Source organism: uncultured Bacteroides sp., assembly GCF_910585845.1.
Lineage (GTDB): Bacteria > Bacteroidota > Bacteroidia > Bacteroidales > Bacteroidaceae > Bacteroides.
In genome coordinates this window covers 1-12,351 of the sequence record NZ_CAJUHF010000071.1, presented here as the reverse complement: position 1 = coordinate 12,351, position 12,351 = coordinate 1, and the positions used below count along the sequence as shown (strand labels likewise).

Below are 12,351 nucleotides of genomic sequence, written 5' to 3'. Positions count from 1 at the left end.
AGCTATAGACATCAAGCAAAAGATGATAAACTGTATGTTTATTTAGAAAAAGTTCTTGTTATTCTTTCAGAAATGACATGGAAAGTTTTGTTTATATTAATACCTTTGTCGGCATCATTCGGGTATGTACACGCTTCCACAGTTGTATCAGAGGGTGTTCCAGAATCGGCCGATAGTCTGTTTAGCCGCACAGTCTATTTTCCGAAATCCTCTTCGGCCATTATTCCCGGCTTTTCACATAACAAGTATAGTTTGGATGCCATACGTGAATTTATTGATTCGCTTGCAGATTATCGTGTGATTTCCATTGGCATTCATGGTTCGGCTTCTCCTGAGGGAAATCAGTTTTTTAACGAACGGCTGGCTCTCAAGCGCGCTTGGATATTGGGACAGACAGTACTTAATACCTCATTGTGCGACTCTGTAGACATTCGTTATACATCCGGCATTGCACACAAGCTTGCTGCTTCCCGCTGGAGTTTCGGGCGAAGCGCCCGAATAGATATCAGATATGCTTTGGGACAAGATGCATCTGTCAATACCATTGATACTGACGATGAGAAAATGCTTTTCTCCGATAATTCGTCCGACAGCGGGATAACATCTGATGATGTAGAGAACAATTCCGGTGCAGAGAGCAGTTCGGATACTGAAACGCCCCTTTCTTTACCAATAGAAGAATATGCCGGTTTCGACAAACGTTCTCTCAAGATGTTCGTCGGCACCAATCTGCTTTATGATGCTGCTTTGGTGCCCAATATCGGCGTAGGCATACATTTGGGAAAAGGAATAACTCTCTATACCGGCTGGATGCACGCTTGGTGGAACAATAAGTTGCGCCACCGCTATTGGCGTGTTTACGGTGGAGATCTGGAATTGCGTACCCGCTTAGGAAACACCCCCCGCGCCTCTGTATCTCCTTTTGCCGGACATCACCTGGGGGTATATGCCTCAATGGCAACCTACGATTTCCAGTTTGGAAACCGCACCGGAGTAATCGGTAATAAATATAATTATGCCGCAGGCATCAGTTACGGCTATTCGCTCCCCGTTGCGCATCGGCTTAACTTCGACTTTACGGCAGGTGTGGGCTATGCATGGGGAAAATATAAGAAACATCATCCCATCGACGAACATGATGTATGGCTGTCCACCCACAAGTTGAAACGTTTCGGTCCCACACGTGTGGAAATAGGATTACAATGGCTCATTGGCAAAGGCAACCATAACGCAAGGAAAGGAGGAAGGAAATGAAATTACGTTCACATCTGATAATCCGTATACTGATGGCAGTTGCCATATTCTTGCCGCTCTCTTGCGAGCATCGCGATTTGTGTTACGACCATTCCCATTGGACCGACCTCAAGGTGGAATTTGATTGGAGCATGGCGCCCGATGCCACTCCGCGCACAATGGTGGTTTATCTCTTTCCCCGCGAAGGCGGTATGCCGCGACGTTATGAGATTACCAATGTGAAGAATGGAGCGAAGATACGTGTACCGTCAGGCGAATTTGACGCCGTCACTTTCAACGGCGATACCGAGACGCTTAAGGAAGAGGGAACTACTTATGCCAACTTCGTAGTGACCACCGCCAACGAGTCGTTGCTTGCTCCGATGGAGCGTAACATCACCAATGTGCCGCCACCGCGTCCTGATGGTACTGAAAACGATCCGGTGAAACAGACTCCCGATAAAATGTGGACCGGAAGTGTCGAAAACATATCGATAGTTCCTCTCGAAACACCACAACCGTTAAGGTTTACACCCAAAGAAGCCACAGCGACATACACTATTATCCTGAAAAATGCCAAGAATGCCAATACGGGCATTGGCGTGAGTGTAGCCCTTACCGCTATGGCCGAAAGCTATTCCCCGTCGGCAGACGTGGCTGTGGGGCGTGATGTCACCATACCGATAGGACTTTCTGTAATCGACGATACCACGCTAAAAGGGGAGGTGACGGTTTTCGGTCATTGTCCGGTAATGAAGTCGGAACGGCGACACATCCTGACGGTATATACCTCAAAGATGAAGTATTACGAATACGATGTGACAGACCAGTTGCACGAGACTCCCGATCCGCACTATATCACCATTATCATTGAGGGTATAGAGTTACCTGCTCCTGATGGAACAGGCATGACGCCGTCCGTGCCGGATTGGGACGATGTGGTTAATAACGACTTGGACATGCTCTGATAGGACTAATAGTAAGGAATCACTAAAAAACAAATATTAATACTTAAAAATCTATCAAAAAATGAACGTTAATTACAAAGCATTGGCATTGGGACTTGGTTCGACCCTCTTCGCCGCTTCTTGTTCAAACGATGAGATAGAACAAGTTAACAGAGGAACCGAAATTACTTTTAACACTGCTGTGACTCGCGCAGCGGTAGAAACGACCACAAGCCTTAAAGAATTCAAGGTATGGGCGCAGTCAGTTGGTTATGAAGGAACTATGCTTATTGACGGGCAGGTTGCAAAAAAACAAACGGCCGGCGGACAAAATTATTTTAAGATTGATGACCCCATATATTGGCCGTCGGATATTGCACAGATTGATTTCTGGGCAGTTTCCCCGAAAGACATAAACATCAATATGAATCAAACCACTAAAGTCATAAACTTTACTCCCGACTCAATACCATCTGAACAGAAGGACTTAATTGTGGCCTACGAATCAGCATCACGTTCGAAGGGTACAAATGTCAATTTAACGTTCAATCATGCCCTTTCACAGATTATCGTCAAGGCAAAAAGAGGTGAAGTACATAAAGACAACAATGGTGAGGATGAAACGAAGGCAGTTACCATAAAAGGCGCGTGGATTGTCAATGTACTGCCTACCGGAGCTCTTTCTTTTGTAAAAAAGGAAGAGCTCGAAGCGCAACATTATATGCAGTGGGAACAGAAAGGAACCAAATGTTATTATGGGAGTGTGTTCAATACGCAAGTAAATTTGGAGGGACACAACGCTCATAACGTGTTGGCTGAAACTCAGGCGGAAAAAGATGGCGTACCGGCCAATGGCAATAACCTGATGCTCGTGCCGCAGGAACTCTCCAAATGGGATTTGAATACTGACAAGGAAGAAAACAAAGCTAAAGGTGCCTACATCCTCTTCCTCTGTCGCGTAACAGCAGAACATCAGGGAAGTACACACTCCTCAGGCACAAAAACGACCGGCGGTGTGCTGGAAGGCAATAATACTCATACGCACCAGTTGTTCCCTTATACAGGCAATTATGATAACGAAGAGTACGGCTTCTCCTGTATTCCCATTAATACCACATGGGAACCTGGAAAGAAATATATATATACACTTGAGTTCTGCGGTCCCACAAGTGGTGCCGGTATATATCCTCCACAGACTGATGTTGACAACATTTGGAAGGCATTGGGTGAAAATAAAAAATATATAAAAACGATTCCTACAATACCCGGTGCCGATGGTAAGCAGAAAACAGTTGGCGACCCTGTACTCGACCAGCCTATTCGATTTACTGTAGAAGTTGAGTCGTGGAAAGAATGGACCGATGGTAATATGGGCATGAAATAATTATAACATATCTACTGAGTGTTTCTGCCGTTTCTCCGGCAGAAAAAGGAAATAATACAATAAACCGGAAGACAGACAACAGGCTGATGAGCTTATTGCCGTTTCTTCCGGTTTTATACCTAAAAAAAATCGTGATTATGCGACATTCTCGTATGTTTCGTTCATCCTTTGAACGTATGGTTTTTCTGTTTATGGCCGTTGCAGCTTATACCGCATCGTCCTGCACAGACGACACTTTCGATAAATACGGCCAGCAGGCAACTTCGGGCATACTTACATTCGACGTTGCGGTGCCGGGCAGTTGGACCAATGGCTCGGCAGTCACCAAGGCTACCGATAAAGCCATAAGCATTCGGAAGATAACACAGTGCGACGGAGAAAAACCCTTGTATTTAGTTACCGAAATTGCAGAAGCTGCCGTAGACACGGCCGCCCACCATGTAATGACCCGTGGCACGACAACAACCGGAGAAACATTCAAAAACCATAGTTTCGGACTTTCTGCGATATGCTATACCGGCAACTGGCCCGAAAAAGAAGAGGAAAACAAGTGGACTACCAACTTTGCCCATAACATAGAGGTAAGCCATACGCAAGGAACATGGAAACCAACGAAGACTCTGCACTGGACAGGTTCGGGCAACATCAAGTTCTTCGCCTACTCTCCTTACTCTGCCACTGTTCAGACTTCTACCGAAGACGATGCGGAAAACGATACTCCCTCCATCATCCATTCGGCAGCCAATGCCACAGGTGTTCCCACACTGACTTACACAGTGCCTACGGAAGTAACCAAGCAGACCGACCTGATGTATGCCACCGCAACTTGCAGTGGAAACGGAACTGGAGATGATGTATCGAACGGAACCATAAACTTGAAGTTCAGACACTCACTGACTGCCGTTACCATAAAAACCGGCAAGAAAATGCTTGCCGGAACAGTCACCGACATAACAATATCCGGAGTGCACGGAAGCGGCACTTACCGAATAGGAGCGGAAAACTGGGAAACAACAGACGAAGCCACACGCACATTCAGCATAAACAACTCAACGGCACTGAACAAGAAAGAAGATGAACTCATGACCGATGCCGGCACCGTGCTGAATAAAGACAAAGACGGATTTACATTCATGATGATTCCGCAGGAACTCACAGAAAGTGCCACACTCACAATATCATTCACAGACGAGTTTACAAATATAAAACGTTCGCTTGCTGCCCGATTAAAAGATTTCACAAAAGACGGAAAATGGTCAGTAGGAAAACAATACACCTACTCTATCAATTCCACCGGAATAGTGATATCACCGGTCATTGATTTAAAAGTCAATCGGGAAAACACAATGTATCCCAACGGCGGACAGAAAGGTATAGACGTTATAACCCTTAACGAAAATGCACTATACACACCTATGTCGGCCGAAGAAAAACTGGCATACCTTCCGGTCAGCGGCCTGCTGAACAATGTAAGCATTGCCGCCTACACCCGTGTGGTGCAAGCCGGTGCAGAAACAGAGGAGGCGAAAGAGCAGATTAAGAAACTCGATTTTAAGATTGAGTGGTCGGTTGATGGAGGACAAACCTGGGAATCACCCTCAGCCGGTTCTCAAACGGGATGGCGACCGGAAACCACTCCTCAAAACATGGCAGACAACACCGACCTGACCTCACACGTAAACGGAAGTATACTTCTACCTGCCCAAAAACAATTTACCTATATGCAGGATTTCCTGCGTGGAAAACAACAGTCTATAGAAGGCCAGAAACTGAATGCTACAATTACCGATGAAGGAAAAGGGTCGAAAACTGCCCCATACGACTTGGTTGCCAATAATGAAGTGGCACAAGAAAGCGCCAACTGCTATATTGTGAACGACCACGGCTATTATGAATTTCCGGCTTACTATGGAAATACTTATCCTAACAACAGTACGTCGTCTTACCAATATGACGGCAACATAGACGATATTCCGGAAAGTACTCGCGGTTTCATACTCACAAAATTTGTAGGACACGACAACCTGCCCATCTCACAAGGACTTATTGCAAACGCAGCCGATGCCATACTATTATGGCAAGACAGTCCGGATCTTGTTACAGATGTAACATACAACAGCAGCAATAACAAAATATCTTTCCGCGTACCCAAAGAAACCATCAACCAAGGCAATGCCGTGATTGCCGTACGCAATGACCAAAAAGAAATTTTATGGAGCTGGCATATATGGGTCACCCACCGCAAGTGGGACATCTCGTCTTGCATACAAATGAATAGTCAGAATGAATATGACCGCCCGTTTATCATAGCCCCTTGCAACCTCGGTTATTGCGAGCCACATGGAGAAGATGACGAAAGAGAAATACTCATACGTTTTGTGGTTGATAACAAACTGGCAGGTGAGGATGGAGTCATACTCAACGAACAAATCACGGTTGAAGGAGCAGCAAAGAAAACCTCAGAAGCAAAAAGCAAAGGCATCATTAAGTTCACCCAACCCAAGATTGCAGCATCCGTAGCAGGCGACAATACTTATTATCAATGGGGACGCAAGGACGCGATGTTACCGGGCATTCACAATGAAGATACTTATGAAAATGGTCTACCTGCAAACGGCATGCCCCCCTCGTCAGAACTTGACATGGTGAATAAGATGTTCTATTCGACCGAAGAAATTCGTTTCACTTCGGAAGAAAGCGGCATAAGTATCGGAAAAAGCATCCAGTCACCAGCTTCTTTCTTCATGCATCAGCGGTTAGAGGGAACTGCCAGCGACATCTATAAACGACGTCATTGGCACGATGGAACAAATGCCCCTTATCGGTTAAAAACCATTATGAACTATTGGAACACGCAGTTGACTGAAAGTGGAAATGCCGACTACTTCGACTATAAAAAGAAGAATAACCCGGATTACAAAAAAGCGCCCAATGATAAATATGTTGTCAAGACAATATATGATCCCTCACCAGCAGGATTTAAAATCCCGCCTATCAAAGCCTTTTCAGACTTGTTTGATAGTGTAGAGTTGAGCGAATTTGCAGAGAGTAAAAAAAACAACACAGTAGGCAAACCAAATGCAATAGAAGTATCCCAGCCATTCAAAGGATGGACAGTTAGTATTAACAACCATACTTTCTATTTCCCCGCTACTGGAGTGCGTAATATGGGAATACCTAAAAAAGGAGTAGAGTATGGCACATTCCCAGCCTTCTCCTCAATAACATATATAGCAACATCCGGATTTCATAAAAGCAACGAAGCCTCCTCCAGTTGCTTGATATTCTCGATAGATAAAAGATCGACTGCTTTTTTCCCCAATTGCACTGCCCCTATCGAGGGAACCAACAATGCATACGGTTTCACTGTCCGACCCATCCGCGATGGGCAAACGAGAGAGTGAAACAGGGGGAAGCGAACCGACCCGTGAAACATTCCAGTAGAAAGCTACTACCCAAACACAAAAAGAAAGTCCCTGAAGTGAATTCACTTCAGGGACTTTCTCTTGTTGTTTAATTTAAATATAAAAAAGGTTGGACTACCAAGATTCGAACTTGGACAAACAGAACCAAAACCTGTTGTGCTACCATTACACCATAGTCCAAACATGAGGCTTTCTGTTAAAAAGCGGTGCAAAGATAAAAGTAAGCCCCGAAATATCCAAATATTTCGGGGCTTTTTTTCGTATCTGCCACTAATTAGTGGGTCATTTGGCAATAATCAGTGGTTCATTTAGCAATAATCAGATAATAATTCTTCTTTCCACGCTGCACAAGCAGGTATTTTTCGTCCAAAAGATCGGCAGAGGTGATCATCTGGTCGAAAGCAGACAGCTTCTCTTTGTTAAGAGAAACGCCACCACCCTGCACCAACTTACGCATCTCGCCCTTGGAAGCAAAGATAGCCGCCTGTTCAGTGAACAGGTCTACAGCCTTCACACCGCCGGCAATAGCCTCTTTGGATACTTCAAACTGGGGAACCCCTTCGAATACAGACAACAACGTATCTTCGTCCAACTTCTTCAGAGCATCGGAAGTGGCATTGCCAAACAAGATGTTAGATGCATCCACTGCTGCATTGTAGTCCTCCTCGGAGTGAACCATGATGGTCACTTCCTTGGCCAGACGCTTCTGAAGGATACGCAGGTGCGGCGCAGCCTCATGCTCTGCCGTGAGCGCTTCGATTTCTTCTCTCGACAGTGCGGTGAATATCTTGATGTATCGGGCCGCATCGGCATCGCTCACGTTCAGCCAGAACTGATAGAACTTATATGGAGAGGTATAGCGGGGATCGAGCCAGATATTGCCAGATTCGGTCTTTCCGAATTTGCCACCATCGGCTTTCGTAATCAGCGGACAGGTCAGCGCGAATACTTCGCCGCCATTGGTACGACGAACCAGTTCGGCACCTGTGGTGATGTTTCCCCACTGGTCGGAACCACCCATTTGCAGTTTGCAACCTTTCGTCTCGTACAGGTGCAGGAAGTCGTAGCCTTGCAGCAGCTGATAGGTAAACTCTGTAAACGACAGACCGTCGCGAGCCTCACCATTCAGGCGCTTCTTTACGGAATCCTTCGCCATCATATAGTTCACGGTGATATGCTTGCCTACTTCGCGGGCAAAATCAAGGAAGGTGAAGTTCTTCATCCAGTCGTAGTTGTTCACCAGTTCTGCACGGTTGGGAGCATCGGATTCGAAATCCAGGAACTTGCTCAACTGCTTCTTCATGCCAGCCATGTTGCGTTGCAGAGTCTCTTCCGTAAGCAGATTACGCTCTGCCGACTTGCCAGAAGGGTCGCCAATCATACCCGTAGCACCACCGATCAGTGCCATCGGCTTGTGTCCACAACGTTGGAAATGACGCAGTATCATTACGCTGCAAAGGTGTCCAATGTGCAATGAGTCCGCCGTAGGGTCGAAACCGATGTATGCAGTCACTTGCTCCTTGGCCAGAAGTTCTTCCGTACCGGGCATCATATCGTGGAGCATGCCACGCCATCTCAATTCTTCTACAAAATTCATCGAATGATTATGATTAACTATTTAACTATTTGATATACTTTATCCTTATCCTTGCAAAAGTACAACTCTTTATCTGAACATACAACTCTTATCGCTTAAAAAAGATTTCGCTTACGTTGCGACGGATGGTTTCCTCAAGTTTTTCCGAAGAGACGCCGCGCACTTCCGCTGCCCGTTCATAAAGCAGGCTGATGGGTGTGGTGGCTTCGTCTGTCTCCAAAAATAACCGTTCAGGGGATACCATGCGCAGGGCTGCTTCCTGATAGTGTTCGCCGAAGGAGAGGTGGAACCCATGCCGGAGATACTCTTCTGCCAAAGCTGCTTTCCCGCGAAAACCGTGGATGATCCAAGGTACGGCCGGACGCAAACGGCGTTTCAGTTTCAGAAGTTCGTCCACGGCTTTCACCAGGTGGATGATGAGTGGTTTGCCCGACTCTTCTGCCAGGAGTGCCTGAGACTCAAAAATGGTGACCTGTAATGACAAAGGCGCCGCCGCCAGTTTGTCGAGACCCGCTTCACCTACTGCCAACACGCGCGGATGGTGTAACATTTGTTCAAACTCTGAGAAGGGGAGAGCCGAAGGAAGAGGAGATAGAGAAGAAGAGAAGACGGCTGCGTGCCACGGATGTATCCCCACAGAGTACCAGCCTTCTGCCTGCGGGTCGAACGTCTCGGGAAAACAGTTTACAATGGCTTCGCCGGCTACGTGCGGCTGCCGATGTGTATGTATATCGGTAGGAATCGTCATGGCACGGGGTCATAGCCGGAGCCTCCCCAGGGGTGGCAGCGCAGTAAGCGTCTGACAGCCAGATAGAGTCCTCTGAAGGGTCCGTGTTTCTTTATCGCCTCTACAGCGTATTGCGAACAGGTCGGGGTGAAACGGCATGAGGGCGGAGTGAGGGGCGAGATGCACTTCTGATAGAAATAGATGGGAAACAGCAGCAGGCGGGCAAGTAGTTTTTTCATACGGCAATCCGCTCTTTGATGCGTGCCAAGGCCGTCTTCATCCGTTCTTCTATCTCTTCTGATGCGACCAGCCGGTCGGAAAGGTAGATGAAGGCCACAGCCAGTTGCTGCTCTTTGTCTTGCAGCACTTGCAACAGTTCATGTTTGTTTTTCCGGTATGCCTCACGTATCTGGCGCTTCACGCGGTTGCGCTTCACCGCACGCTTGAAGTGACGCTTCGATACACTGATCAAGACGGACGCAGAAGTCTCCAACCCCTCTACCGGCAGGTACACCACGCGCAGGGGGAAAACGGAAAATGAGCGGGAACCACCGGCAAACATTTTCTCGATGATTTTCTTCTTGTCCAGTCTTTCGGACTTACTCAGTGTGTTCATGAGAAAGTTACGAGTTACGAGTGACGAGTGACAGGCTACGAATTACAAGTTACAAGTTACAAGTTACGAGTGACAAATGACTCGTAACTTGTAACTTGTAACTAAAAAAAATACTACTTTCCTTTATTATTTTCCTTGATAAACATGTCCAGCGCTGCCGTCATAGACGGTGCCTGTGCGGTGGGCGCTTCCAGGTCGAGACGCAATCCGGCATCACGCACAGCCTGTGCGGTGGTGGCTCCGAATGCTCCGATCTGGATATCCTTCTGCTGGAAATCGGGGAAGTTCTTCTTCAGGGAAGTGATTCCTGCCGGGCTAAAGAATATCAGCATGTCGTAGTCGAACTCTTCCTCGGAGGTGAAGTCGTTGCTTACGGTGCGATACATGACAGCTTCCACATGCTGCACCTTGCTCTTGTCCAGAAGGTTCTTGATGTCATCGGTGTGCACGTCGGACATCGGGACCAGATACTTCTCAGTCTTATGCTTGGTGATGGAGGGCAACAGGTCTTCAAACTTCCCGGTGCTTCCAAAGAATATTTTACGCTTACGATATTGCACGTATTTCTGTATATAGAGAGCGATGGCTTCTGTCACACAGAAATATTTCATTGTTTCCGGTATGGTCACACGCAATTCTGTACACAAATGGAAAAAGTGATCGATGGCATGACGCGATGTGAAGATCACTGCGGTATAATCCAAAATAGAAATCTTCTGTTGTCTGAACTCCCTGGCAGATACACTTTCCACCTTAATAAACGGGCGAAAATCAATTTTTACGCCGTACTTCTCTGCGATGTCGTAGTAAGGAGATTTCTCTGATGCCGGTTTCGGCTGCGACACTAGTACTTTTTTTACTTTCAACGTCCTAAAATTTTACTATCAAATAATCATTTAGTTGCAATATCCCTTGGTATAAGAGACAACAAGGCACTATTTCAAGGGCACAAAAGTACATAATTAAAAGCGAAACGCCATATAAATTGCCGCAAAAAAGCTTTACCCACTTATAAAATATCAATATTTTAGTAAAAATCGCCAGAAATAAACCTATTATCACACTTGCCAAGAGACTTAAATCGAAATAAACGAGGAACAAAGCGAACGGAAAGAGCGTAAATCCAAGATAATAAAGCAGCGTGGAGTAGGATTCCATCCAGAGAGCGGTGCGTACGGAGTCAAAAAATATCCAACCCAGAAAGGTATAAACCAGCCATTTCAGGAAGAGATAGGAAAGGCATGCCACCAGGTAGATTCCGAGCAAAATGTAAGGGGAAATACATTCGCCCAGTTCGGGGCGGGTGTCTATGAAATAGTTGAACGCGCAAACGGCCGTCAACACGCATGCCTGCAAGACGAGCAGCAGCATGTAGCGCATATCAGCGGCTGTGGTGGTGTCGAAGATGCTGGTCCGTTCGCGGTTGAGCATGAAGTTTTTGACAAGCTGCGCCAGGAACTTCCGGCTGCGCGCGAGCACGTAGGCGGACACGAAGAAGCAGCACAGCAGGAGCAGGGTGATCCCGTCGTCCTGCCGGGGGGAATAGGGGATGGGGATTCCTTCGAATCCGGCGGTCCATATCATCAGGAGCGTGCTCATATGGCGGCGAATTTACGTACGGAACTGTCCCAAAGGGGGGTGTGGTATATCTGGCGGATGGCTTCCTGCGGGGTCTGCGCCACGGACCAGATGGCGCCGTGTTGCTGCCGCATGAAGTTTTCGTCCATGGCGCGATGCAACATGTCGAGCAGGGGGGTGAAGTATCCGTTCACGTTCAGTATGACGATGGGGTTGAGGTAGAGTCCCAGCTGTTTCCAGGTGATGATTTCCAGCAGTTCCTCCAGTGTGCCGCATCCTCCCGGTAGGGCGATGACGGCATCGCTCAGGCGGGCCATCTTCTGTTTGCGGCTGTGCATGTCGTCCACTTCGATCAGTTCCGTCAGTCCGCCGTGGTGCCAGCCCTGCTCCACCATGAAGCGGGGAATGACGCCGGTCACCTGACCGCCTGCTGCCAGCACGGCGTCGGCGGTGGCACCCATCAGGCCGATGCCTCCTGCTCCATTTATCAGGCGGATATGCCGTTCGGCAAGCAGGGTGCCCAGCTGGCGGGCGGCGTCGAAATAGACGGAGTCGATCTTGGTGCTTGAGGCACAGTATACGCAGACGGAGATTATCTTATTCATGGGGAATGTCATACTTTTACATTCGTAATGGCTACAAAATTATATAGAAAAATCGAGTTTTCTACATTGGCAAGATAAAGAAATGATTTTTTCTTTAGAGGAAAGGCAGGAATATTCTGCATATAAGACAAGAATATTTTTTATATAAAACAGGAATATTCTTCATATTAGGCAGGAATATTCTTATCCGTTGGCGGAATTAAAATATGTATCCGGAAATTTTGGAGTGGCTAAAGTTC

11 protein-coding genes and 1 tRNA gene are annotated in these 12,351 nt (G+C 47.0%); 4 read left to right on the top strand and 8 right to left on the bottom strand.

Annotated features, from left to right (window positions below; translation table 11 throughout):
* From QZ323_RS13615 to QZ323_RS13600, 4 genes are all read left to right on the top strand, one after another.
* On the top strand, positions 1 to 1,254 hold a 1,254-nt coding region (locus QZ323_RS13615), incomplete at its 5' end, for a DUF3575 domain-containing protein (protein WP_294635251.1).
* Complete coding sequence (locus tag QZ323_RS13610; protein ID WP_294635250.1) at positions 1,251 to 2,201, top strand: DUF5119 domain-containing protein; 951 nt, start codon at positions 1,251 to 1,253, stop codon at positions 2,199 to 2,201. The genes QZ323_RS13615 and QZ323_RS13610, both read left to right, overlap by 4 nt.
* A 61-nt stretch (positions 2,202 to 2,262) precedes the next feature.
* On the top strand, positions 2,263 to 3,564 hold the full coding sequence (locus QZ323_RS13605) for a fimbrillin family protein (protein WP_294635249.1): 1,302 nt from the start codon (positions 2,263 to 2,265) through the stop codon (positions 3,562 to 3,564).
* 137 nt (positions 3,565 to 3,701) lie between these two features.
* Positions 3,702 to 6,968 carry a fimbrillin family protein gene (locus tag QZ323_RS13600; protein ID WP_294635248.1) on the top strand — a complete coding sequence of 1,089 codons (3,267 nt, stop codon included), beginning with the start codon at positions 3,702 to 3,704 and terminating at the stop codon, positions 6,966 to 6,968.
* A gap of 130 nt (positions 6,969 to 7,098) precedes the next feature.
* Here QZ323_RS13600 and QZ323_RS13595 read toward each other — a convergent pair.
* From QZ323_RS13595 to QZ323_RS13560, 8 genes are all read right to left on the bottom strand, one after another.
* Positions 7,099 to 7,169, bottom strand: a tRNA-Gln gene (locus tag QZ323_RS13595).
* A 124-nt stretch (positions 7,170 to 7,293) separates the two neighbouring features.
* The gene (tyrS, locus tag QZ323_RS13590) at positions 7,294 to 8,586 is read right to left on the bottom strand and encodes a tyrosine--tRNA ligase (RefSeq protein ID WP_294635247.1); all 1,293 of its coding nucleotides are present in this window, start codon (positions 8,584 to 8,586) and stop codon (positions 7,294 to 7,296) included.
* 88 nt (positions 8,587 to 8,674) lie between these two features.
* Entirely contained in the window at positions 8,675 to 9,334 is a 660-nt protein-coding gene (locus tag QZ323_RS13585) for a TatD family hydrolase (RefSeq protein ID WP_294635246.1), read from the bottom strand.
* Entirely contained in the window at positions 9,331 to 9,552 is a 222-nt protein-coding gene (gene yidD / locus QZ323_RS13580; RefSeq protein WP_294635245.1) for a membrane protein insertion efficiency factor YidD, read from the bottom strand. Before yidD ends, QZ323_RS13585 begins: the two co-directional genes overlap by 4 nt.
* Complete coding sequence (gene rnpA / locus QZ323_RS13575) at positions 9,549 to 9,929, bottom strand: ribonuclease P protein component (RefSeq protein WP_294635244.1); 381 nt, start codon at positions 9,927 to 9,929, stop codon at positions 9,549 to 9,551. Before rnpA ends, yidD begins: the two co-directional genes overlap by 4 nt.
* A 113-nt stretch (positions 9,930 to 10,042) precedes the next feature.
* Complete coding sequence (locus tag QZ323_RS13570) at positions 10,043 to 10,795, bottom strand: uroporphyrinogen-III synthase (protein ID WP_294635243.1); 753 nt, start codon at positions 10,793 to 10,795, stop codon at positions 10,043 to 10,045.
* Positions 10,796 to 10,799: 4 nt separating this feature from the next.
* Complete coding sequence (locus QZ323_RS13565; RefSeq protein ID WP_294635242.1) at positions 10,800 to 11,528, bottom strand: DUF4271 domain-containing protein; 729 nt, start codon at positions 11,526 to 11,528, stop codon at positions 10,800 to 10,802.
* On the bottom strand, positions 11,525 to 12,112 hold the full coding sequence (locus QZ323_RS13560; RefSeq protein WP_294635241.1) for a TIGR00730 family Rossman fold protein: 588 nt from the start codon (positions 12,110 to 12,112) through the stop codon (positions 11,525 to 11,527). The genes QZ323_RS13565 and QZ323_RS13560 overlap by 4 nt, the downstream gene beginning before the upstream one ends.
* Positions 12,113 to 12,351: the final 239 nt, after the last annotated feature.

Excerpts from the sequence above, each read along its gene's own strand:
- QZ323_RS13610 (WP_294635250.1), top strand. The coding sequence starts at position 1,251 with ATGAAATTACGTTCACATCTGATAATCCGTATACTGATGGCAGTTGCC.
- QZ323_RS13605 (WP_294635249.1), top strand. The coding sequence starts at position 2,263 with ATGAACGTTAATTACAAAGCATTGGCATTGGGACTTGGTTCGACCCTC.
- QZ323_RS13600 (WP_294635248.1), top strand. The coding sequence starts at position 3,702 with ATGCGACATTCTCGTATGTTTCGTTCATCCTTTGAACGTATGGTTTTT.
- tyrS (WP_294635247.1), bottom strand. The coding sequence starts at position 8,586 with ATGAATTTTGTAGAAGAATTGAGATGGCGTGGCATGCTCCACGATATG.
- QZ323_RS13585 (WP_294635246.1), bottom strand. The coding sequence starts at position 9,334 with ATGACGATTCCTACCGATATACATACACATCGGCAGCCGCACGTAGCC.
- yidD (WP_294635245.1), bottom strand. The coding sequence starts at position 9,552 with ATGAAAAAACTACTTGCCCGCCTGCTGCTGTTTCCCATCTATTTCTAT.
- rnpA (WP_294635244.1), bottom strand. The coding sequence starts at position 9,929 with ATGAACACACTGAGTAAGTCCGAAAGACTGGACAAGAAGAAAATCATC.
- QZ323_RS13565 (WP_294635242.1), bottom strand. The coding sequence starts at position 11,528 with ATGAGCACGCTCCTGATGATATGGACCGCCGGATTCGAAGGAATCCCC.
- QZ323_RS13560 (WP_294635241.1), bottom strand. The coding sequence starts at position 12,112 with ATGAATAAGATAATCTCCGTCTGCGTATACTGTGCCTCAAGCACCAAG.